13 protein-coding genes and 1 pseudogene are annotated in these 22,784 nt (G+C 68.0%); 4 read left to right on the plus strand and 10 right to left on the minus strand.

The features are described 5' to 3' along the window. Positions 1-34 precede the first annotated feature (34 nt). Together DX912_RS00665 and DX912_RS00670 are read left to right on the plus strand one after the other, a co-directional pair. Complete coding sequence (locus DX912_RS00665) at positions 35-1,231, plus strand: PQQ-dependent sugar dehydrogenase (RefSeq protein WP_115840540.1); 1,197 nt, start codon at positions 35-37, stop codon at positions 1,229-1,231. 180 nt (positions 1,232-1,411) lie between these two features. Next, on the plus strand, positions 1,412-1,846 hold the full coding sequence (locus tag DX912_RS00670) for a nuclear transport factor 2 family protein (RefSeq protein WP_115840541.1): 435 nt from the start codon (positions 1,412-1,414) through the stop codon (positions 1,844-1,846). Positions 1,847-1,849: 3 nt separating this feature from the next. On the opposite strand, the gene DX912_RS00675 is transcribed toward DX912_RS00670, so the two are convergent. Next, the gene (locus DX912_RS00675) at positions 1,850-2,398 is read right to left on the minus strand and encodes a DUF488 domain-containing protein (protein ID WP_233433430.1); all 549 of its coding nucleotides are present in this window, start codon (positions 2,396-2,398) and stop codon (positions 1,850-1,852) included. Positions 2,399-2,504: 106 nt separating this feature from the next. Between DX912_RS00675 and DX912_RS00680 the strand changes: the two genes are divergently transcribed. After that, positions 2,505-3,314, plus strand: a complete 810-nt coding sequence (locus tag DX912_RS00680) for a ferredoxin--NADP reductase (protein WP_115840543.1) — start codon at positions 2,505-2,507, stop codon at positions 3,312-3,314. 1 nt (position 3,315) lies between these two features. On the opposite strand, the gene DX912_RS00685 is transcribed toward DX912_RS00680, so the two are convergent. From DX912_RS00685 to DX912_RS00700, 4 genes are all read right to left on the minus strand, one after another. Next, complete coding sequence (locus DX912_RS00685; RefSeq protein WP_147298531.1) at positions 3,316-6,600, minus strand: hypothetical protein; 3,285 nt, start codon at positions 6,598-6,600, stop codon at positions 3,316-3,318. 145 nt (positions 6,601-6,745) lie between these two features. Next, a complete protein-coding gene (locus tag DX912_RS00690; protein WP_115840545.1) occupies positions 6,746-7,228 on the minus strand; it encodes a glutathione peroxidase in 483 nt (160 codons plus the stop codon). Positions 7,229-7,509: 281 nt separating this feature from the next. Continuing rightward, positions 7,510-9,834 carry a TonB-dependent receptor gene (locus DX912_RS00695; protein WP_425477886.1) on the minus strand — a complete coding sequence of 775 codons (2,325 nt, stop codon included), beginning with the start codon at positions 9,832-9,834 and terminating at the stop codon, positions 7,510-7,512. 318 nt (positions 9,835-10,152) lie between these two features. Then, entirely contained in the window at positions 10,153-12,219 is a 2,067-nt protein-coding gene (locus DX912_RS00700) for an amidohydrolase family protein (protein WP_233433431.1), read from the minus strand. A gap of 166 nt (positions 12,220-12,385) precedes the next feature. On the opposite strand from DX912_RS00700, the gene DX912_RS00705 reads away from it, so the two are divergent. Continuing rightward, positions 12,386-14,596: a M3 family metallopeptidase gene (locus tag DX912_RS00705; RefSeq protein ID WP_115840547.1), complete on the plus strand. Its 2,211-nt coding sequence runs from the start codon at positions 12,386-12,388 to the stop codon at positions 14,594-14,596. Between the two features lie 74 nt (positions 14,597-14,670). On the opposite strand, the gene DX912_RS00710 is transcribed toward DX912_RS00705, so the two are convergent. The 5 genes and pseudogenes from DX912_RS00710 to DX912_RS00730 all read right to left on the minus strand — a co-directional run bounded on the left by DX912_RS00710 (position 14,671) and on the right by DX912_RS00730 (position 22,772). Further along, on the minus strand, positions 14,671-15,069 hold the full coding sequence (locus tag DX912_RS00710) for a hypothetical protein (protein ID WP_147298532.1): 399 nt from the start codon (positions 15,067-15,069) through the stop codon (positions 14,671-14,673). A gap of 57 nt (positions 15,070-15,126) precedes the next feature. Further along, positions 15,127-16,437, minus strand: a complete 1,311-nt coding sequence (locus DX912_RS00715; RefSeq protein ID WP_220340742.1) for a glycerophosphodiester phosphodiesterase family protein — start codon at positions 16,435-16,437, stop codon at positions 15,127-15,129. A gap of 96 nt (positions 16,438-16,533) precedes the next feature. Beyond that, positions 16,534-17,415: a DUF72 domain-containing protein gene (locus DX912_RS00720; RefSeq protein ID WP_115840549.1), complete on the minus strand. Its 882-nt coding sequence runs from the start codon at positions 17,413-17,415 to the stop codon at positions 16,534-16,536. Next, a pseudogene (locus tag DX912_RS00725) lies at positions 17,412-18,086 on the minus strand (UdgX family uracil-DNA binding protein); the annotation flags it as partial. The pseudogene DX912_RS00725 and the gene DX912_RS00720, both read right to left, overlap by 4 nt. A gap of 132 nt (positions 18,087-18,218) precedes the next feature. Then, positions 18,219-22,772, minus strand: a complete 4,554-nt coding sequence (locus tag DX912_RS00730; protein WP_425477867.1) for a DEAD/DEAH box helicase — start codon at positions 22,770-22,772, stop codon at positions 18,219-18,221. Between the last annotated feature and the right edge of the window lie 12 nt (positions 22,773-22,784).

Consider the following 22,784-nt stretch of genomic DNA (forward strand, 5'->3'; position numbering starts at 1 on the left):
ACCCCACGCACGACCGGACAGGAGCCCTGCCCCCATGCGCCACGCCTTGCACTGCACCACGCTCGCCCTCGCCCTCTCGATGAGCCTCGTCGCCTGCCAGGCGCGCCAGGGCGAGGACGCCGCACCGGCCAAGGCCGCGACCGCCGCTCCCAAGGCGTTGCCGACGCAGACGGTGACGAGCCAGAGCGGTCCGGTGACCGTCACCACGATCGCCAGCGGCCTCGAGCATCCGTGGAGCGTCGCGCTGCTGCCGGACGGCGGTTTCCTCGTCACCGAACGCCCGGGCCGCCTGCGCCATGTGTCGGCCGACGGCGCGGTGTCGGCACCGATCACCGGTGTCCCGCAGGTCTGGGCCGAGGGCCAGGGCGGGCTGCTCGACGTCGTGCTCGCGCCGGATTTCGCCACGTCGAAGAAGATCTTCCTCAGCTACGCCGAACCGGGCCCGGACGGCAGCGCCGGCACGGCCGTCTCGACGGCGACGCTCGGCGACGGCGCGCTGTCGGACGTGAAGCTGTTCTACCGCCAGGAGCCCAAGCTCGTCGGCCCGAACCACTTCGGCTCGCGCATCGCCTTCGACGGCAAGGGCCACGTCTTCATCACGCAGGGCGAGCGCAACGACCGCCCGACGTCCCAGAAGCTCGACATGCTGCAGGGCAAGCTCGTGCGCCTGAACCTCGACGGCAGCGTGCCGGCCGACAACCCGTTCGTGGGCCGCAAGGACGCGCGTCCGGAGATCTGGAGCTACGGCCATCGCAACATGCAGTCGCTGGCGACCGATCCGCGCACCGGCACCGTCTGGGAAGCCGAGCACGGGCCGAAGGGCGGCGACGAGATCAACCTCCCGCAGCCGGGCAAGAACTACGGCTGGCCGATCATCACCCACGGCATCAACTACTCGGGCCTGAAGATCCCCGAAGCCGTCGGCAAGGAAGCGCCGGGCATGGAGCAGCCGTACCACGTGTGGGAAATCTCGCCCGGCCTGTCGGGCATGGCCTTCCTCACCGCGCAGCCGGCATCGAAGTGGAACGACAGCCTGTTCCTCGGGGCGCTCGCCGACGGCAGCCTGATCCGCCTGTCGCTCGACGGCGACAAGATCACCGGCGAGGAGCGCCTGCTGAAGGACGTGGGCGCGCGCATCCGCGACGTGCGCGTGGGCAGCGACGGCAAGGTGTACGTGCTGACCGACGAAACGGACGGCAAGCTGCTTCGACTGGATCCGCCGAAGGGCTGAGCCGGGACCCAGGCCCGCAACGTGCGGGCACTGCGGATCGCAAAACCGTGTGTCGTCATTCCCGCGACGGGAGTCGAATGGTGAACGCGTCACGCCGTCCAAGGCGTGACGCGTCGGAACGATGGATCCCCGCCTTCGCGGGGATGACGACCAGAAACAGATGATTTCCCAAGGACACCCATGATCCGGACGATCCTTCTCACCCTGCTCCTGCTCGTCTCCTCGCCCACGTTCGCGAGCGAAAGCGAGACCGAACTGCTCGCGATGGACGCGACCTGGAACGAGCTGCGCATGAAGCCGGACGTGGCCGGCCTCGACCGCATCCTGGCCGACGACTGGATGCTCACCCACTCCGACGGCCGCGTGCAGTACAAGGCCGATTACCTGGACGAACTGCGCACGAGCGCGCGTCGCAATTCCGGCATCGGCAACGAGGACGTCCGCGCGCGCCGCTACGGCGACACGGTCGTGGTCACCGGCACCAGCGTGCAGTCGGGCGTCAGCAATGGGGTGCCGTGGAATGGCCGCTTCCGCTTCACGCGCGTGTGGGTGCAGCGCGATGGCGCGTGGAAGATGATCGCCTCGCATTCCTCGCGCATCGCCGAAGCGAAGTAACGCTCAGAACAGGTCGCCCTGCGGCGCGGGCTGCGCGACCGCAGCGTAATCCAAGCGTCCATCCACGATCCGCGCCGCCTTCGTGTACGGATGTTCTTCGATGCGGTTGGGGGCGATCAGGTGCACGACGGTCCAGCCGCGCGACTTCAGGTCGTCGCTGATGAGGCTGCGGTGGCACTGCGTCCAGTACGCCTCGGCGCACATCACGGCGGTGCGGCGCGTGGCCACGATCGCCTCGAGCCGGTCGCGCGCCTCGCGGTATTCATCGGTCCCCATGTAATCCGCGTAACCGCGGAAGGACGCGTTGCGCCACGCGGTGTTGGACGAATCCTTGCGCGGAGTGCGCCGGCCGCCCAGTTCGACCATCGGGATGTAGTCGATGCCGGCTTCGGCCAGCCCGCCGGCCATCGTCGCGGCGGCGAACTGCGGATGACGACGCGACGCCGGATAGCGCCGGACGTCGGCCACCGCCTCGATCCCCGCCTGCATCAGCAGGCTAAGGAATTGCGGCCATTCGCGCGTGGAATGGCCCACGGTCCAGATCGTTCGCATGGGCCGGAGCATAGTCGGCGCCATGTCGCCCAGATGAGAATCAATATCAAGTGAAGGCGTCTGGGCTACAATGGCCGCGCTTCCCCCACTCGCCCCAGACACCCCGATGTCCTCCGCTTTTGGCACCGAGACGGTGCTGGATGTCCGTCACTGGACGGACGATTACTTCAGCTTCACCACCACGCGCGACGACGGCTTCCGTTTCGAGAACGGCCAGTTCGTGATGATCGGCCTCCAGGTCGAACAGCCCGACGGCTCGCACAAGCCGCTGCTGCGCGCGTATTCCATCGCGAGCGCGAACTGGGAAGAGCAGCTGGAGTTCTTCAGCATCAAGGTGCCCAACGGCCCGCTGACCTCGCGCCTGAAGTCGATCAAGCCCGGCGACGAGGTGCTGATCGGCCGCAAGCCCACCGGCACGCTGTTGATCCACGACCTGCACGTGGGCCGCAATCTCTACCTGCTGGGCACCGGCACGGGCCTGGCGCCGTGGCTGGCGGTGATCAAGGATCCGGAAACCTACGAGCGTTTCGACAACGTCATCCTGACCCACGGCGTCCGCAGCGCGCAGGACCTCGCGTATCGCGACTACTTCGTCAACGAACTGCCGCGACACGAGTTCCTCGGCGAGCAGATCGCCGCGAAGCTGAAGTACTACCCGGCAGTGACGCGCGAGGCGTTCGACTTCGACGGTCGTGACCAGCGCGGCCGCCTCACCGAGCTGTTCGACAGCGGCCGGATGATGGAACACCTCGGCCTGCCCGCGCTGGATCCGGAGCACGACCGCGCGATGATCTGCGGCAGCCCGCAGATGCTGGCCGATTTCCGCGACATCCTCGACCGTCGCGGCTTCACCGCCGCGCCGCGCATCGGCACGCCGGGGCAGTACGTGTTCGAGCGGGCGTTCGTCGAGAAGTAGGTCAACCGAACGAGTTGATCGAACGCACCAGGCCGTACATCCACGACCACACGTCGGGCGCGGCCAGCGGCACCAGGATCAGCCCCATCGCCACGAACTTCGGCCACAACGCGCGCAGCGCGCCGCCGAAGGTGAGCGTGTTGCCGTCGTTGGTGAACATCAGGCCGAGCATCGCGTCCTTCTCCAGCCGCAGCACGACCAGGATCGTGGCGGCGAAGCTGAGCAGCAGCAGCATGATCGCGATGGACGTCAGCAGGCGCTCGTAGACCGGCGGATAGACCGACATCGCGACCAGCACCGAGACCGGCGCCAGCATCGCGCACCATGCGCAGGTCCGGATCGGGACGACACACAGTTTCAGTTCGGCCACCAGCTGCTCGGTCCAGCGCTCGAACTGCCAGGGATTCATCGCGTCCGGACCGCTGGTGCCTGCATCGCGCATCACCTGCAGCGTGCGCTTCGCCCACGCGCGCGGCGAGGCGCGCAGCAGCGCCGGCATGTCGCGCCGGTATTCGCGCAGCGACAGGTTGAACGGTGTCTGCGGCGCTTCGCGGATCGCCGAGGGCTTGGGCCAGTCGCGGATGGCGCGCTGCGCCTGCACCGGCGCGATGGTCCGCGCCAGCGACAACGACAGGTTGCCCAGCAGCCGCACCTGCCAGAACAGGTTCACCAGGAACGCCAGCCCCGTAGCGAGCACGATGCCGGCGATCCACCACACGTCGTTGTTGTCGATGCTAACCGCGCGCCCGTGCACGAGCAGCACCAGCCCCATCGCCGCCAGCCCGCAGACGACCGGCACCGCCCACGACACGCCCGTGATCACCCGCGTGCGGTTCGCGGTGCGGCGTGCGTTGCGGGTGAACACGGCGTTGTAGAACGCGTAACGGCGATTGGACACGTTGAGCCGCATGTACGCGACGATGCACAGCCCGGCGTACAGCAGCCAGATGCAGGCCAGCGCGTGCAGGTCGCGGCCGTGCGCGAGCATGAAGTAGCACGGCTGGCGCGTCGCATCCTCGGCGCTGGACTGCAGCAACTCGGCCAGCCGGCGTGTGGCGATGACCAGTGCGGCGGCGCCTACCGCGGTCATCGCCGCCAGCCACGCCGTTCGACAGGCCGGCTGCAGCGAAGCCGCGGCGGTGGGGTTCTGGCAGGGTGTCGCTTCGACGCGACGTCCATGCCGCCAGCGGCGCCACGCCGTCGCGGTCGTGGCGCGGAAATCGGAGACGAGCCCGCGCAGGAATGGCAGCATCACGCGGCCGCGGCATTCGCCCAGCCAGAGCCAGACGGCCGCGACGACGAAGAACAGGCCGCCCAGCATCAGCGCGAGGTACGCCGGCTCCTGCATCGCGAGCCGAACGTCGGCGACCGCGACGAGGCTGCGCTGCTCGTAGGATTTGCGGCCCAGGCCCTGGAAGCCGGCCATGGTGGCGACGTAGGCGACGGGCTCCCCGGGCTCGGCAAGCGCCCGCTCCTTGCGCGCCATGAACTGACCGAACGGCGCGTTGCCCTCGCGGAACTCGTCCAGCAACACCACCGCACGGAACGTGTTGGCGGCGTGGTCCGTGGCGAACGGGAAACGCGTCTTCTGCGTCCTGCCGCGCGCGTTTGCCGCGCCGGCACCCGCGACATCGTCCTGCCGCGGCGCGTGGCAGCGCTCGTCCTTCACGACCGCACGGCACGCCACCAGGTCGCCGTCTTCGCTCAGGCACGCCACGGGCTCGCCCGCCGCCAGCACCACGGCGCCGCGGCTGGCCTTGCGGTAGTCGGGATGCACGGCGAGGAAGTCCAGCTCGACCATCACCGGCAGCGCGCCGGGCAACGCCTTGCGCACTTCGCCCAGCAGGAACAGTCGGTCGCGGATGTCGGTGGCCACGATCACCACGACGTTCGGCGTGCGATACACCTTCATCGTGTCGAAGCCGCGATAGAGCATCAGCTCGTCCGATCGCGACGTCAGGCTGGGCTGGTACACCGGTGGGCGTTCCGACGCCGCTTCGGCACCGCCCATGTCCAGTTCGAGCAGGCGTCGCGTGGCCGGCAGCGCGGCCTCGGCGTGCTCGCGCTGCGCGCCGCGCAGGATGGAATGCTCGGCGCGGATCGAGGCGATGTTGGGCGGGAATTGCCGCGCGGAAATGCGCAGGCGCTCGCCGCAGCCGATGGCCGACGGGTCGTGGCGGGCCAGCCGCAATGCCTCGCCGCCGAAGGTGGATTCCTCCGCGAGGATCGTGACGTTCTCCACGGGAATGCCTTCGTCCCGGCACAGGTGGCCCAGCAAGCCGGCTACCTGCGTCGCCAGATTCCTGGCAAGCGAGTGGTACTCGACCGGCGCGGTGCCTTCGCCATCGCGACGCGCAAGGAACGGGTGCGCCACGATCGCCCGATTGCTTCCCACCGACGCCGACGGGCTGAGCATCGTCACGCGTACGCGTTCGTCGCACGGGCCGTTGCACAGGTTGCCCAGCGCCACGGCCATGGACTGCATAGAACCTGAGAAGCTGGGCCCGATGATGTCGAGCCCGCGCTCGCGCGTCCCAGGCGGCACGGCGGCCAGGTCGCAATCGACGAGTCGCGCGGCCTGCAGTTCGTCGGGGCCGATACCGTTGAACAGCAGCGCGCAACGCGCCGCCCGGGCGAACGCGGCCGGCTCCACGCCGAAGGTCTGCGAATCGCCCACCAGGAACACGGCGTAGTACTCGACATCGCCGCCGCTGCGCCATCCATCGCGGCGGAAGAGCATCACGCCCGGGATCTCGCGATGCAGATCGCGGCCGGCGTCGGCGTCGGACTTCCTGCCCGTGTTTGCGGCCTCCGCGTCGCGCGGGTGCCATGCCAGCGCGAACCCGTCGAGCACGTAACCTCGCGCCTGGAACGCGGTGATCATCGCCGCCATTTCCATGTCGAACGAGCGTCCGAGCCGTGTTTCCCACGGATCCGGCGCGGTGGCCACCGCGGCGTGCACCCTCGCCCGCGCGTTCGGCGGCAGGTGCGCCAGCGGCCGCAACGGCCTCAGTTGCGGCGTCGCCGAGAAATAGCTGGAGGCGCCGAAGCGCTCCTCGTCTGGCGCGTCGTCCGGCTCCCGGGCGTCATTCGCGATGGGGGCCGACGCGAGTGGCGCCGGCGCGCCGACCGCCGGGGACGAGGCGCAGGCCAACGCGAGCAGCAGCGCGACGATGAACGCGACGCCACGCCCTGCACCCGCCTCACGTGCCCCGCCCCGTCCACGCTGCGCGACGCAGGTGGATGCGGCCCAGGCACTCCAGCCCGGCCAGCGACCACTGAACATGCGACACCTCCAGACGAGGCAACGCCGGGGCTTTCGGGCAACGGCCAGCCGCCGCCGCGCGCGCGCCTACGCGGGGCCGCGGTCGCAGCGTGCTATGCGAATGCGCTGTTGCGACGTCAACGGCATGACGCCGCGGACATCGACATCAGGCCAGCGCGGCCTCGATGTCCTTCGCGATCGACTCGGGCTTGTCGGTCGGCGCGTAACGCTTGAGCACGCGACCGTCGCGGCCGACGAGGAACTTGGTGAAGTTCCACTTGATGGCATCGATGCCGAGCAGGCCGCCCTTCTCGTCCTTCAGCCACTTCCACAGCGGATGCGCGGCGTCGCCGTTGACGTCGACCTTGGCGAACATCGGGAAGGTCACGTCGTAGGTGAGCGAGCAGAAATTCTTGATCTCCGCCTCGTCGCCCGGCTCCTGGTGGCCGAACTGGTCGCACGGGAAGCCCAGCACGTCGAAGCCGCGCGCGGCGTAATCGCGCTGCAGTTTTTCCAGCCCCGTGTACTGCGGCGTGAACCCGCACTTGGACGCGACGTTGACGATCAGCAGCGCCTTGCCCTGGAACTCGCCCAGCGAGCGCGGCTGACCGTCGATGTCGGTGGCGGTGAAGTCGTAGGCGGTGGTCATGGGGGCGCTCCGGTTGGGTGCAGGTTGAAGGGAGGATACCTCCAAGGTTCCGCGACCTCGAAGGGCAGCCGTCATCCCGGCGAGGGCCGGGATCCAGGCTGTCACGCATTCCGAAGGGCGCGCATCGCAAGAACGAGCGGTACGAGCCTGGATCCCGGCTTTCGCCGGGATGACGGAGATGATGTGCTCGATGCAAGCGTCGCGGCCCCAACAACGAATCCAAAAAACAACAACGCCGGGACAAGCCCGGCGTCGCTGCGTGCAACCTTGTGGACGTTCGATCAGAACGAGGCGCGGAACTCCGCACCGAAGGTGCGCGGCTCGTTGATCATGCCGGTGAGGTTGTTGAAGTCGATCGCGCCCACCACCTGCACTTCGTCGGTGATGTTGCGGCCGAACAGCGCCACGTCGTACTTGCCGTAGTTCCAGCTGTAGCCCACGCGCAGGCCGCCTTCGACCAGCGACTTGGCGGTGAACTCCACCGAGTCGTACAGGAAGAAGTTCAGCTCGCCGCGATACATCCAGTCGGTGTAGACGTAGAACTCGTTGCCGTTGTCCATCGGCAGACCCCAGCGCGCGGTGAGGTTGTGCGTCCACTTCGGCGCCTGCGGCAGGCGGTTGCCGTCGATGTAGAAGCTGCCGGTCGGCAGGCCCGTGACCGGGTCGAGCACCGGCGCATCGGTGACGGTGCACGCCGCGCACCCGGCGACGTTGAGGTCGCTGTCCTTGATCTCGGTGTCGTTGTAGCTGCTGCCCAGCGTGACCAGCAGGGTGTCGGTCAGGTACGCCTGGAAGTCCATCTCGAAGCCCTGGCCCACCGACTTGTCGGCGTTGAGCAGGATGTTCGCGTTGGCGGCGCCGCCCACGGCGGTGAGCTGCTGGTCCTTCACTTCGTAATAGAACACGTTGGCGTTGATGCGCGCGCGGTTGTTCCACAGGTCGGCCTTCACGCCCGCCTCGTACGAGGTCGAGGTTTCCGGACCGGCGACCGACATGCGGTTGAACGCGCCGGCGGCCTGGATCGAGCTGCCGCGGTAGCCGGTGGCGACGCGGCCGTAGAGATTCACGTCGTCGTTGATCTCGTACGTGGCCGACACGTCCCAGCTGAACTTCTTGTCTTCCGGCGCCGCCGACAGCGTACCGCCGGGGCCTTCGGCCGCGAGCAGGTCCTCCTTCGTGCAGAGAACCGGGCCCGGGATGATGCCCAGCGTCGGGCCGATGCACGGCGCGAAGCCGGTGTTCCAGTAATCCAGGACGTTCAGTTCCTTCTCGTCCCAGGTGTAGCGCATGCCGGCGCGCAGTTCGAGCGCGTCGGTGGCCTGCCACGTGGCGGCGGCGAAGATCGCCCACGAGTCGTTGGTCTGGCGAACGCGCTCGTAGCCGTCCTGCTGGCCGTTGTTGAGCGAGTCGTAGCTGAAGCTTTCGACGTCGTAGTCCTCGTTGAAATAGAACACGCCGCCCTGCCAGTTCCACGGCGTGCCGGTGTTCGATTCGATGCGGAATTCCTGCGTCCACTGCGAGTGGCGCGGGATGCCGTCGGCGGTTTCGGACTGGAACGGGATGAAGCCCGGGCCGTCCGGCGTGCCGCCGTCGATGTCGCCGCGGCTGTAGGTTTCCACCGACTCGTAGCCGGTGATCGCGTACAGCGTGTAGGTGTCGCTGAGGTTCCAGCTCAGGCGCGCGCTCGCGCCCTGGCTGTCGAGCTCGGAGTGGTTCAGGCCGTTGAGCGAGACGCGGTCTTCGTCGAAACCCGAGACCAGGTCGTTCGTGCCCGGCTCGATGATGTTGGCGCGGAACAGGCGCGCGGTGCCGTTGAGGTGGCGCGCGTGCGCGTTGAGCAGCAGGTCCCAGTCGCCGCCTTCGTACAGGAACTGCACGCGGCCGGCGGATTCGTCGTAGCCCTCGAAGCCGTCGTTCGGGCCCGGGTAGTCGTTGGTGACCCAGTCGTCGCGGCGCTGGTACAGCACCGACGCGCGTGCCGACAGGTTCTCGGTCAGGCCGCCGCCGACGGCGCCTTCGAAGTTCACCATGTTGTCGGTGCCGACGCCGAGCTTGCCGTAGCCGCTGGTTTCCTGCGACGGACGGGCCGATTCGAACTTCACCACGCCGGCCGGGCTGTTGCGGCCGAACAGCGAGCCCTGCGGGCCGCGCAGCACTTCGACGCGATCCAGGTCGAAGATCGGGAAGCCCTTGAGGATCGGGTTTTCCTGCACGACGTCGTCGTACACCAGCGAGACCGGCTGCGAGGTGTTGAGGCGGAAGTCGGTGTTGCCGTAGCCGCGGATGTAGAAGCGCGGGAACGCGCGGCCGAAGGAGGATTCGATGTTGAGGCTGGGCACGCGGCCCGACAGCGAACGCACGTCGCCGCCACCCGAACCCAGCACGTCGAGTTCCTGCGCGTTGATCGTGCTGACCGAGACCGGCACGTCCTGCAGGTTCTCGACCTTGCGCTGCGCGGTCACCTGCACGGTGTCCAGCGTGGTGGCCGAGGTCGTTTCGCTCGGCGTGGTCTGCGCATCCTGCGCGAAGGCGGCCTGCGCCGGCAGCATCAGGGCGATGGCGACGGTCAGGGCGTGGCGGGGGAGCTTGCGCGGAGCGAGCGGCATGGACATGGGGCGGTCTCGATGAGCGGCGCCGAAAAGGTGGAGGCGCCAAGGGTTCGAAGGCCGACGCAGCGCGGCTTCTCTCCGGCGCGCACTACGGCGATGCGATGAGCGAAAAAATCTACTCAGGGCCGTCCCTTGACGGCCTCGGCGCGGACCCGGTCCCGCGCCCTGGCAGCTCGACATGACGCGGGAATGTTACCAGAGTGTTAAAGGGCCGTACCGGCGCGTATCGGGCGCCTGGTTCCCCTCATGACCAGCCCGCGTTTAGCCCTCTCCCGCTCGCGGGAGAGGGGGCAAAAACCCAGGCACCTGGTCGCCTCACCTCGAATTCATCACCCGGACCGCCGGCGCGAACGGCTTGATCCCCAGGGCCTCATGGATCTCCTCCGGGTAGTAGGCCGTATCGCCCTTCAGGACCAGCGCCACCTTGCGGATATCGGCGATGTTCTTCGTCGGATCGCCGTCGATCAGCACCAGGTCCGAGCGCTTGCCCGGCGTGACCGAACCGCGCTCGGCCAGCGTCCGGCTGTACTTGGCGCCGTTCCAGGTCGCGACCTGCAGCGCCTGCGACGGCGTCAGGCCGGCCTGCACGTAGAGCTCCAGCTCCCGCTGCAGGGTGAAGCCGACCATTTCGTCGGTGCCGGCGACCATCGGCACGCCCGCCTTGTAGGCGCGTCCGACGAACTCGACCATCTTCGCGTACGAACGCGTGTACTTCGCCGCGGTGGCGTCGTCGGGGATGTTCATCTCCGCCGCGCGGCGGCCGCGCTGCACGTCCGGCGGGAGGTGGTCAGCGACGTCGGCCACGATCGGCGACATCTCGCCTTCGCGCTGGTGCAGGAACTCGAACGTCGCCAGCGTCGGATCGATCACCACCTGCTTGCTGGCGAGGGTGTGGATGAAGTCCTGTACCGGCTTGCTGTCGAGATCGAGCCCGTCGGTCTTCTCGGCTGGCAGGTAGAAGCGCGCCAGCGTGCGCGTGTCGGTCTTGTCGTCGACGAAGAAGTTCAGCATCAGCTGGTTGATGTGCTGGATCTCGTCGAAACCGTCGTCCACCACGTCCTGCGCGCGCAGGAACGCCGGCACGTGGCCGCTTACGCGCAGGCCCTTGGAATGTGCGTAGGCGACGGTGTCCTTGAGGATGTCCTTCGGGAAGGAGTTGTAGATCTTGATCTGCGGGTAGTGGTGCCCGGCGTACCAGTCCACCGCTTTCTTCGCGTCGTCGAGGTTCTTCACCACGAAGCCGTTGCGCGCGGAGAACTTGCTCTCGCCCTCGATGAAACCGGCCGGCACGACGTCCGGCGACATCAGCGTGCCGGCCTTGATCTCGCCCAGCATCTGCTGGAGCGTCGCGTTGTCGTTGCCCATGTCGCGCACGGTGGTGACACCGGCGGCGAGGTTCAGCCCACCGTCCCAGCGGCCGACGTGCCCGTGCATGTCGAACAGGCCCGGCAGCAGCACCTTTCCGTTCGCGTCGATCTCGTGGTCGGCGGCGGCGGGCTTCTTCGAGGTCGGCGTGATCGACACGATCCTGCCGTCCTTCACCAGCACGTCGCTGGCGGCGCCGAGCGTCGCCTTCTCGCTGTCGAACACGCGCGCGTTGCGGATCAGCGTCGTGCCGGCCAGCGGATGGCCGAGGCGCTTGGCCAGTTCGACGAGCGCGTCGCCTTCGGCCTGCTTCTGCTGTTTTTCCAGATCGGCGGCGATGGCCTGGCAACCGTCCTCGACCAGCTGCACGAAGCCCGGATAGATGTAGGCGAACAGGCGCGGGTTCGCGTCGGTCGTCGCCCATACGAACGTCGGCACCAGGCCCACGCCCGTCACGGCAACAAGCTGCACGTCGCGCTTGTTCGCGCCGCACTGCACCTGCGCCTGGCCGACCTTGCGCGAGGTGAGCGTGCCGCTCGGGATCAGCGGCAGCTTGCCGTCGGCCCGCTTCGACAATGCGTTGAACGCCACCGAATACCCGGCCGGCGAGCCGCCCAGCGGCTGGTACAGCGCGGTGCCCTGCACCTTCTGGCTGCCCTCGTCGGAGGTCGACTTCCACTGCGCCTGGTCGCCGTCGCGGCGGAAGCTCTCGTCGATCTTCGCGCCGAAGGTCGAGGTGCCCTGCACCTTGTAGGTCTGGTACGTACCGTCGGGCGCGAGGGTGTATTCCTCCTTCAGCTCCGGACCGCGTCCGTTGTCCTTGAAGATGAACTCGACCTTCGTCGTGCCGTCGGTGCCCGTCGTCACGACCTGCTGCCCCGCCTGCTTGCCGCCGTCCACCAGGGCCACGTAGCGGAGCGTTTCGGCGGCCAGTGCCTGTGGTGCCAAGGCGAGCAGGCCAAGCGCCAGCGGCACCAGGGCGAGCGGGGCCAGCGCCATCCGAGTCTTCGTGTTCATGTCCATTCCCGTCCCATCCGTTGTCCGGACCGGCGGTCCGACTGTTCGGCGAGTGTAGCCAGCCTGTGCCGGTGGAGGCCGTTCATTCCCCCATGCCTTTCGTCATGGGTCCGCCTACGGGCCATCGGGTAGGCTTCGGGCTCCCTTTGACGAGGTTTCCAAGTCCATGAAGCACCCTCTCGCGCTGGCGCTGGCCGTGGCAATCGCCGCGACCGCCCCCACTTACGCCAAGACCCCCAAGCAAGGTACCGCCGTGAGTGCGCAAGCCGACGCCGCCAAAGGCACCAACCCGTTCTTCGCCGACAGCACGCTGCCGCTGCACTACCCACAGTTCGACAAGATCAAGGACAGCGATTTCGCGCCCGCCTTCGACGCCGGCATGGCGCAGCAGCTGAAGGAAATCGACGCCATCGCGAACAACCCCGAGAAGCCGACCTTCGAGAACACCATCATCGCGATGGAGAACTCGGGCCGCACGCTGGGCCGCGCCACGACCGTGTTCTTCAACCTGGTCGGCACCGACACCAACCCGACGCGCGAGAAGCTGCAGGGCGACTACGCGCCGAAGTTCGCCGCGCACCGCGACGCCATCAACCTCAACGGCAAGCTCTTCGCTCGCGTGAAGGCGCTGTACGACACGCGCGACTCGCTGGGCCTGGACGCGCAGGGCGTGCGCCTGGTCGAGCGCTACTACACCGATTTCGTCCGCGCCGGCGCCAACCTGTCGGACGCCGACAAGGCCAAGCTGAAGCAGATCAACGCCGAACTCGCGGGCCTTGGCACCAAGTTCAGTCAGAACGTGCTGGCCGAAGTGAACGCCTCGGCGATCACCGTCGACACGAAGGGAGAACTCGACGGCCTGTCGGACGAGCAGATCGCCGCCGCCGCCGAAGCCGCCAAGGCACGCAACCTGCCGGGCAAGTACGTCATCGCGCTGCTCAACACCACCGGCCAGCCGCCGGAGGCGCAGCTGACCAACCGCGCGCTGCGCGAGCGCCTGCACAAGGCCTCCGTCGCCCGCGGCAGCCGCGGCAACGAGTTCGACAACACCGGCATCGTCGCGCGCGTGACCAAGCTGCGCGCCGAGCGCGCCAAGCTGATGGGCTATCCGAACTACGCCGCCTACGTGCTGGAAGACGAGACCGCCAAGACGCCGCAGGCCGTCAACGCGATGCTCGGCCAGCTCGCCCCGGCCGCCGTCGCCAACGCCAAGCGCGAGGCCGCCGACCTGCAGGCGATGATCGACGCCGAGCAGAAGGCCAAGGGCCAGCCGACGTTCAAGCTCGAGCCGTGGGACTGGTCCTTCTACAGCGAGAAGGTCCGCCAGCAGAAGTACAGCTTCGACGAATCGCAGCTCAAGCCGTACTTCGAGATGCAGAACGTGCTGGAGAACGGCGTGTTCTACGCCGCCGGCCAGCTGTACGGCCTGAAGTTCAAGCAGCGCACCGACCTGCCGAAGTACCACCCGGATACGTGGGTGTACGACGTGTTCAACGAGGACGGTTCGCAGCTGGCCATCTTCATCTGGGATCCGTATGCGCGTTCGTCCAAGCGCGGCGGTGCGTGGATGAACTCCTACGTCGACCAGTCGGGGCTGACCGGCTTCAAGCCGGTGGTGGCCAACCACCTCAACATCCCCAAGCCGAGCGAAGGCAAGCCGACGCTGCTGACCTGGGATGAAGTGACCACCGCGTTCCACGAGTTCGGCCACGCGCTGCACGGCATGTTCTCGGACGTGAAGTACCCCTACTTCAGCGGCACCAGCGTCCCGCGCGACTTCGTCGAGTACCCCTCGCAGGTCAACGAGATGTGGGCCGACTGGCCGTCGATCCTGGCCAACTACGCCAAGCACTACCAGACCGGCGCGCCGATGCCGAAGGAGTTGCTCGACAAGGTCATCGCGGCGTCGAAGTTCAACCAGGGCTTCGCGACGACCGAGTACCTGGGCGCGGCGATGCTCGACCAGAACTGGCACCAGGCCACCGAAGGCCAGCTGCCGCAGGCCTCGGGCGTGATGGCGTTCGAAGGCGCGGCGCTGAAGAAGGACGGCGTGGACTTCTACGCGGTGCCGCCGCGTTACAAGACGCCGTACTTCAGCCACATCATGGGCGGCTACGCGGCCGGCTACTACGCCTACATCTGGTCGGAAGTGCTGGACGCCAACTCGGTGCAGTGGTTCAAGCAGAACGGCGGCCTGAGCCGCAAGAACGGCGACCACTTCCGCCAGACGCTGCTCTCGCAGGGTGGCAGCACCGACGCGCTGCAGCTGTTCCGCAACTTCGCCGGCCACGATCCGAAGATCGAGCCGCTGCTGGAGAAGCGTGGCCTGACCACCGCGCCGGCCGCACAGCCGACGGGCAAGGCGGCGAAGAAGTAAGCCGCTTCAGCCTCGCGTGAAACGAAGAGCCGCCCGGGAAACCGGGCGGTTTTTTTTCTTCGTTGATCGCGCCGCTAGAAACCGATGCCTAGCGCCCTCTGCTCCACCCGTACCAGACGCCCATCCTCGAACGTTGCTTCGAACCGGAGGAACCACTCCGGCAGCAAGCCGAAGCGTTCCTTGTCGGTCCCGTAGCACGTCGCGATGCGTCCACGCGCATCACAGCCGAGCACGATTCCGCGCCCGGCGAACAAACGCTCCACATCCGCCTGCGACGTGCCCGGCGGCGCCTCGCGCGCAATGACGCCGGCCCATTCGTGAGCATGCCGGTCGAACATCCAGCGTCCGCCGAAGTGCGCGGCGATCAGGTAGACGACCAACGCCAGCGGCAATGCACCGAGGACCATCAGCACACCGACGATCGCGCGGATGAAGCGCGATCTCTTTCTGCCCTCAACCATCCCTACCCCCATCCAACTCCTTTCGTAGATCGTTGGAGGCCGGAGGGGGATGCGTCAAGACGCGCTGCGTCAGCGCCCGCGCAGTCGATTCACCTCCAGAAAAATCTCCCGCGCCAGCACACCCTGATCCGGCTGGTCGATGAAGAACCCCTGCGCGCCCAGTCCATAGAGTTGCAGCGCCTCGGCGACGACCGACTGCGGAACGCCGCCCGGCGTCTGCGCGAGGAAGGACTCCTCCGCACGCAACGTGTACGGATGCACCTGCAATCCCGCCTTCAGCGCCCACGCCAGCATCGGATGCACGACGCCGGTGTTCTGCGCGGCGAGTTCCGCCTTGCCATCGCCGTTTGCATCGACCGGCGCGGGCAGCGTCGTGCGCGGCAGCAGGCTGCCCTTCCACGGACCAACGCCGCTCGCGTAGTTCGCGCGCATCCACGTCAACGCCGCCTCGCTCGCGAACGCGCCGTACCGCGTGTTCGCGTCGATGCCGCCCGCCGCCTGCACGAGGCCGCCGTAGATCGACGCCAGGTTCGCACCGTGCGCCAGGTTGTACGTGAGGTCGTAAGGCGTGGCGCTGTGGAAGTCGTCGTAGAGCTGCACCAGCGGCAGGTCGATGCCGGCAGCCGGCATCAGCGATTTCTTCAGCTCGATCAGGTTTTCGAACTCGAAGCTCTGCACGTAGATGCGGCGCGAATCGGTGAACCCCTCGGCGACCAGCGTTTCGACCAGCTTCGCGCCGAGCGAGGTGTGGATCGGCGTGCCATCCAGACGGCGGCCTTCCCGCGCGAAGTACGTCGGGTGCTTGGTTTCCGGATAGATGCCGATGCGGCGGCCGTTTCGGCTCTCGCGCTTCACCAGCGCGATGACCTCCGCCAGCGTCGGGATCGGATACAGCCCGTCGAAGCGCGTGTTATTCGGGCGAATCGCCGGAATGCGCTCCTTCGCGCGAAGCGTCTTCAGCTCGGCGAGGGTGAAGTCCTCGGTGAACCAGCCGGTCATCGCCACGCCGTCGATCGTCTTGGTCGTGCGGCGGTTGGCGAATTCCGGATGCGAGGCGACGTCGGTGGTGCCGGAAATCTCGTTTTCGTGCCGCGCCACCAGCACGCCATCCTTCGTCGCGACCAGGTCGGGCTCGATGAAATCCGCGCCCTGGCGGATCGCGAGGCGATAGGACTCCAGCGTGTGCTCCGGCCGATAGCCGCTGGCGCCGCGGTGGCCGATGACGATCAGGCCCATGCGGCCGGGCGGATCGGACGGACGTTGGCGATCGGACGAAGCGCTCATCGCCGCATCATCGGCGAAAGCGGCGGGCGTGGCGATGCCGAGAGCCAGCAGCGTGGCCGCGGCAAATCGGAACATCCGGTGGGTGAACACGTGCATGGGCTCGCTCCTTGCGGACAGGGGACGCCGGCTCCCCCGTGCAACCGGCCGCGCCATCCTCGCGGTCGAAGGTTGCGGTGCGTTGACCGTCCCGCGTCAGCCGCCCAGGCGATGCATCAGGCCGCGCGCGTCGAAGGGCGCGTGCACCTTCGCGTCGTTGTCGAAGTAGCAGTAGACATCGCGCGGGCGGCGCTCGGGCCGCGAGCGTTCGATGCGCGGCACGTCGTTCGGCACGCCGCCGGAACGCCACGCGCGGATGCGCCGCGCCCAGTCGTCGAGCGCCTTCTCGCCGTAGCCGCTGGCGTAGAGTTCCTCGTCGCCGTGCAGGCGAATGTAGACGAAATCGGCGGTGACATCGCCGACGAACGGGAACTTGCGCGCGGTGTCGGCCACCACCAGCGCGACGTTGAACTCGCGCAGCAGCGCAGTGAATTCGGGCACGAGGAAGCTCTCGTGCCGCACTTCCAGCGCGTGGCGCAGCGGATAGTCGCCCGATGCGCTCAGCACGCTGCGTCCTTTCATCAACGACACTTCGCGTCGACGCGCGAACTTCGCTGCTTCCGTCGTGTTCGTCGGCAGCTTCTGGAAGAAGGCACGCAGCCGCTCCGCATCGAAGTGGAAGTTCGGCGGCAGCTGCCAGAGGAACGGCCCGAGCTTGGGGCCCAGCGCGAGCACGCCCTGCGCGAAGAACGACGCCAGCGGCGTCTCGAAGTCCTTCAGGCGCTTCATGTGCGTGAGGAAGCGGCTTCCCTTCACGGCGAAGACGAACTCCTCCGGCGTTTCGTCGCGCCACAGGCGGAAGCTCTCGGGCCGCTGCAGCGAATAGAACGTGCCGTTGACCTCGATGCTGTGGAAGCAGTGCGCGGCGTATTCGAGCTCGCGTCGCTGCGCCAGGCCCGGCGGATAGAACACGCCGCGCCACGGCGCGTAACGCCAGCCGGAAATGCCGATACGCACCCTGCCCTGCTTCACCGTCATGTCCTGCCCCTCGCGCGCTTGAGAAGCGACAGGTCCGCGACGAACTGCGCGTAGGCCGCGTGGCGCTCCTCGTCGCCGCGCTGCCGCAGCACGAACGACGGATGCACCGTCGCCAGCACGCGCGTTCCATCCGCAAGCGCCTGCCACCTGCCGCGCTCCGCCATCAGCCGGAACTTGCTTCCCAGCACCGAGCGCGCCGCGATCGCGCCAAGGCACACGATCACGTCCGGCTTCACCGCGGCGAGTTCGCGTTCCAGCCAGATGCGACAGGCCGCGCGTTCGGAGCCGTTGGGACTACGGTGCAGGCGCACCTTGCCGCGCACTTCGTACTTGAAGTGCTTCACCGCATTGGTGACGTAGAACCTGGCGCGATCCAGCCCGAGTTCGGCGAGCGCGCGATCGAACAGCTTGCCGGCAGGGCCGACGAAGGGATGCCCGCTCAGGTCTTCGGCGTCGCCGGGCTGTTCGCCTATGACGAGCACGCGCGCATCGTCGGGCCCTTCGCCAAATACCGTCTGCGTCGCGGGCTTCCACAGCGGGCACCGTTTGCAGCCCATCGCGGCCTCGCGCATCGCGGCGAGGCCGTCGTCGACGGGCTCCGGCGCTTCACCGTCCCGCACGGCCGCGCGTTTGCGGACGCGCTTGGCAGGCGCTTTCGAAGGCAGGCGTTTCGACGGCGACTTGCGCGTGGCCAATGTACGACGTGTCCGTGGCAGATACGGACGCATCTTCGAATCGGGCCGGTCAAGGCGGCCTGAAGACATGAACGGCGAGACGACGCCGCCGCGATCAAAGCCGGCGCATCAATGCGTCGTGCGAACCACCGGCGCCAGCGACGGCAGCGAGATCGGCGCGGTGAAGCCCGCGATCGAGCGCTCCGGCTCGCGCAGCAGCATGCGGCGCACCTTCGCTTCCTCGTCGTGCGGCAGTTCGGCCAGTAGGTTCACTTCGCCCGAGACGAGCGTTCCCAGCGGTACGCCATCGCGATAGAGCACGCGCGACCCGGCCAGGCGCGGCACCTTTTCGCCGCTGATGATCGTGCCGACGAGGTTCAACGGATCGACTGCCGACACGCACACCATCGCGCCGTCCTGCGGGCGCTGGCGGATCTGGCGCATCAGGCCGATCGCCTCGGGCAGCGCGAACTGCTCGCCCGACAGGCCGGAGATAAAGCGGCCGCCGCGGATCTCGCCGCGCGCTTCCAGTCGATGGTAGACACGCACCAGTTCGCGCCACGGCGGCAGCCATTGCGCCTCGCGTTCGAGCAGGCGCCAACACACCACGCCGTAGCGGCGCAACAACGTGCGCGCGACGTGTTCGACGTCTTCGGCCGTATGCGCCTGCGGCGTCGACGCGCGACGGATCAATGCCCATCGGCCGGCGTCCTCGATACCGAACAGCGCGGCACGACGGCGACGCCCGTGATTCGACGCGCTCGGCCGCTTCGATGCAGGCACGAGCAGCGCACGCAGGCCCGCGTAGCTGTCGCAGTGCACGCGGCCGCGCGCGACGAGTTCGGCCAGCGCGTCTTCCAGTTCCGTGCGCAGCAGATGCGCGCCACCGACGAGTTCGTCGAAGAACGATGCGCCGTGTTCGCCGAGGTAATCGACGACCTTCTGCGCGCGGGAGGACAACGCTTCGTCCGCGGCCGGCGGCGGCGCCAGTCGTGTCCACACGGCGGCATCGCGACGCGGCAACAGCACGACCGGCGTCGCGCGGACCGGCGTGCTGCCCTTCGCCGCGCCGGCGTCGGTGGCACCCGCGCGCAAACGCGTCCACAACGTGCGGCCGGCGGTGCACAGGTCGTCCAGCCAGGAGATCGAATAGTCGTTGATGCGCGCCGGCAGCAGCTCGGATTCCCACGCGGCCGCGGGCGCTTCGAAACCCTCCAGCTGCGAGACGATACCGGCCAGCGCTTCGGGGCCGTTGACGCGCGCACTCGGCGCGACGCGTTGCCAGTCGAACAGGAAGCGCATGAAATCGCGCGGCGCGACGGGCTCGATTTCGCGACGAAGCCGCTTGAGCGTATAGCGGTGGACGCGCGCGAGCAGATGCCTTTCGCACCACTCGTCCACGCCGATGCCGGGCGTGAAGCGCCCCTGCATCACGTAGCCCTCGTTCTGCAGACGCAGCAACGCCAGTTCGGTGTCGGACTTCGACAACGACAGATCGTCGGCGATCACCTGCGACGGCGTCGGCCCCAGTCCGGTCAGGCGCGAACGCAGCAGCTCGACCAGCGCGTCCTCGCGATCCCACGGCTGCGCGGCGTACTCCGCCGGCGCTTCGATCGGCGGATGCATCGCGACGTCGGCGAACACCGCCTGCAGCTGCGGCAGGCGTTCGGCGGCGACCCACAGGCCGTTGCCGTCGCTGCCGCGCTGACTCACGGGTTTGTCGAGCGCGGGCGGCGCCAGCTTCGTCGCGCGATGCGCCTTGACCAGGCGTTGCAGCCAGTCGGCCCAGCCGTTCTCGCGCACCTCGCGTTCGGTGACGACGCCCAGGCCCATCAGCGCCTCGTGCATCTCGTCGGCGTTGCGCACTTGCGGCCAGCATTCCTCGCGCACGGCGTCGATGGCGTCCGCATCGAGACGGCCGAGGTCGTCGGCACTGCCGGCATCGGTGTAGCGGCGCGTCTGCACGGCCTGCGTGCGGCGCTCTTCCAGTGGCGCGTCGTCGAGGAACGCGTACGGACGCGCGTTGAGGATCTCCGCGGCGAACGGCGACGGTGCGCTGAGATCGCGCGCGACGATCTGGACTTCGCCCGATTCCATCGCACGCAGCACGTCGAGCCAGCCGTCGATGTCCATCGCCTCGTGAAGGCAGTCGTGCAGGGTCTGCGCGACGAGCGGATGGTCGGGCACTTCGCGCTCGCCGACGAGGTTTTCCGCGCACGCGACCTGGTCGGGGAACACGGTCGCGAGCAGGTCCTCGGACTTCATGCGCTGCAGTTGCGGCGGCACCTTCTTGCCGCCGACGAAGCGCGGCAGCGCGAGCGCCGTCGTCGCGACCCAACGCCAGCGCACGCCGAACAGCGGTGCGTCGAGCAACGCCTGGATCAGCACGTGCTCGGCCGACGCCGAATGCAGGTAACTCGCCACTTCGATCAGCGGAAAGCTGTGGCTGGTGGACAGCGACAGGATGATCGCGTCCTCGGTCGCCGCCGCCTGCAGTTCGAAATTGAACTTGCGGCAGAACCGCTTGCGCAGCGCCAGGCCCCACGCACGGTTGATGCGGCTGCCGTAGGGCGTGTGGATGATGAGCTGCGTGCCGCCGGATTCGTCGAAGAAGCGCTCCAGAACCAGCGTGTTCTGTGTCGGCATCGCGCCCAGCGTGGCGGCCGTGCTGCCGAGGTATTCGATGATCTGGCGCGCGGCTTCGGGGGGAAGCTGAATGTCTTCGGTGAGGTGGGCGAAGGCGGCGGTGGATTCGATGTGGGCGGCGAGTTGCGCGTTCGATGAACCCACATCGACATCGGCCGCGTCATTGCCTTGCTCGTCCCGACCCTCACCCCAACCCCTCTCCCGGGGGGAGAGGGGCTCAGTCACCGGCGTCAGGCGCGCGACGACTTCCTCGCGCAGACGCGACACGGCCACGGAGAGTTCATCCGTACGCCCCGGCGCCTCGCCCAGCCAGAACGGAATGCTCGGCGGCTGGCCCTGCGCGTCCTCCACGCGGACCTTGCCCGGTTCGACGCGCAGGATGCGGTAACTCGCATTGCCCAGCTGGAAGATGTCGCCGGCCATGCTTTCGATGGCGAAGTCTTCGTTGACCGTGCCGATGAAGACCGACTCCGGTTCCATGATCACCGAGTAGTCGCCGGTATCGGGAATCGTGCCGCCCGACATCAGCGCGGTGGTGCGCCCGCCCTTGCGGCCGCGCACGACGCGGTTCACCGCATCGCGATGCAGGTAGCCGGCGCGGATGCCGCGACGCGTGGTGAAGCCGTCGGCGAGCATGCGCACGATCGCGTTGAAATCCTCGCGCTTGAGCTGCGCGTACGGCCACGCGCGACGCACCCAGTCGAACAGCGCGTCCTCGCTCCATTCCTGGCAAGCCGCTTCGGCGACAATCTGCTGCGCCAGCACGTCCAGCGGCGCCTCGGGCATGATCAACGCGTCGAGTTCGCCGCGCCGCACGCCGTCGAGCAGCGCCGCGCATTCGACCAGCTCGTCGCGCGTCTGCGGGAACAGCCGTCCCTTCGGCGTGCCGCCCACGTAGTGGCCGGAGCGACCCACGCGCTGCAGGAACGCGGCGATTGAACGCGGCGAACCGAGCTGGCAGACCAGGTCCACGTCGCCGATGTCGATGCCCAGTTCCAGCGATGCCGTCGCCACCAGCACGCGCAGTTCGCCGCGCTTGAGGCGTTGTTCGGCGTCCAGGCGCAGTTCCTTCGACAGCGACCCGTGGTGCGCGGCCACCGCGTCCTTGCCGAGCTTTTCGCCCAGATGGTGCGCGGCGCGCTCGGCCATGCGGCGCGTGTTGACGAAGACGAGCGTCGTGCGGTGCTGTTCGACCAGTTCGCACACGCGCGTATAGACCTGCTCCCACTGGTCGGACGACATCACCGCGCTGAGCGGCGTCGGCGGCAGTTCGAGCGACAGGTCGCGCTGGCGCGTATAGCCGATGTCGACGATCTCGCAGTCCGGCGTGCCGTCGGGCGCGACGTTGGCCGAGCCGACGAGGAAACGCGCGACTTCCTCGATCGGCTTCTGCGTGGCCGACAGCCCGACACGCGTGAGGCGATGGCCGCACAGCGCTTCCATCCGCTCCAGCGAGAGCGCGAGATGGCTGCCGCGCTTGCTCGCAGCCACGGCGTGGATTTCATCGACGATCACCGAACGCACCGTCGACAACATCGCGCGGCCGGATTCGGAGCCGAGCAGCACGTACAGCGATTCGGGCGTGGTGACGAGGATGTGCGGCGGCTTGCGACGGTTCGCCGCGCGCTCGGCCTGTGGGGTGTCGCCGGTGCGCACGGCGGTGCGGATCTCGACGTCGGGCAGGCCCATCGCCGCCAGCTCCTCGCGGATGCCGGCGAGCGGTGCCTCGAGGTTGATGCGGATGTCGTTGGACAGCGCCTTCAGTGGCGAGATGTAGACGACGAAGGTCTCGTCGGGCAGCGCGGCCGCCTCGTCGAAGAGGGTTCCGTTGTTCGCATGCTCCAGCCCACGGCGGACCAGCATGTCGATGGCGGTCATGAACGCCGTCAGCGTCTTGCCCGAACCCGTGGGCGCGGCGACGAGGGTATCGCGGCCGCTGCGGATCGCCGGCCACGCCTGCATCTGGGCCGGGGTGGGCGCGGGGAAGGCCTTGGCGAACCAGGCGGCGACGGCGGGATGGAAGGCGCTCAAGGGCATGGGATCGATGGT

It is taken from the genome of Lysobacter soli, assembly GCF_003382285.1.
GTDB classification, from domain to species: Bacteria; Pseudomonadota; Gammaproteobacteria; order Xanthomonadales; family Xanthomonadaceae; genus Lysobacter_J; species Lysobacter_J soli.

What these genes read in the sequence shown, in the direction of transcription:
- DX912_RS00695 (WP_425477886.1), bottom strand. Translation starts at nt 9,834, where the DNA reads ATGCCGCTCGCTCCGCGCAAGCTCCCCCGCCACGCCCTGACCGTCGCC.
- DX912_RS00665 (WP_115840540.1), top strand. Translation starts at nt 35, where the DNA reads ATGCGCCACGCCTTGCACTGCACCACGCTCGCCCTCGCCCTCTCGATG.
- DX912_RS00700 (WP_233433431.1), bottom strand. Translation starts at nt 12,219, where the DNA reads ATGAACACGAAGACTCGGATGGCGCTGGCCCCGCTCGCCCTGGTGCCG.
- DX912_RS00730 (WP_425477867.1), bottom strand. Translation starts at nt 22,772, where the DNA reads ATGCCCTTGAGCGCCTTCCATCCCGCCGTCGCCGCCTGGTTCGCCAAG.
- DX912_RS00705 (WP_115840547.1), top strand. Translation starts at nt 12,386, where the DNA reads ATGAAGCACCCTCTCGCGCTGGCGCTGGCCGTGGCAATCGCCGCGACC.
- DX912_RS00675 (WP_233433430.1), bottom strand. Translation starts at nt 2,398, where the DNA reads ATGCGAACGATCTGGACCGTGGGCCATTCCACGCGCGAATGGCCGCAA.
- DX912_RS00710 (WP_147298532.1), bottom strand. Translation starts at nt 15,069, where the DNA reads ATGGGGGTAGGGATGGTTGAGGGCAGAAAGAGATCGCGCTTCATCCGC.
- DX912_RS00720 (WP_115840549.1), bottom strand. Translation starts at nt 17,415, where the DNA reads ATGACGGTGAAGCAGGGCAGGGTGCGTATCGGCATTTCCGGCTGGCGT.
- DX912_RS00715 (WP_220340742.1), bottom strand. Translation starts at nt 16,437, where the DNA reads ATGCACGTGTTCACCCACCGGATGTTCCGATTTGCCGCGGCCACGCTG.
- DX912_RS00680 (WP_115840543.1), top strand. Translation starts at nt 2,505, where the DNA reads ATGTCCTCCGCTTTTGGCACCGAGACGGTGCTGGATGTCCGTCACTGG.
- DX912_RS00685 (WP_147298531.1), bottom strand. Translation starts at nt 6,600, where the DNA reads ATGTTCAGTGGTCGCTGGCCGGGCTGGAGTGCCTGGGCCGCATCCACC.
- DX912_RS00690 (WP_115840545.1), bottom strand. Translation starts at nt 7,228, where the DNA reads ATGACCACCGCCTACGACTTCACCGCCACCGACATCGACGGTCAGCCG.
- DX912_RS00670 (WP_115840541.1), top strand. Translation starts at nt 1,412, where the DNA reads ATGATCCGGACGATCCTTCTCACCCTGCTCCTGCTCGTCTCCTCGCCC.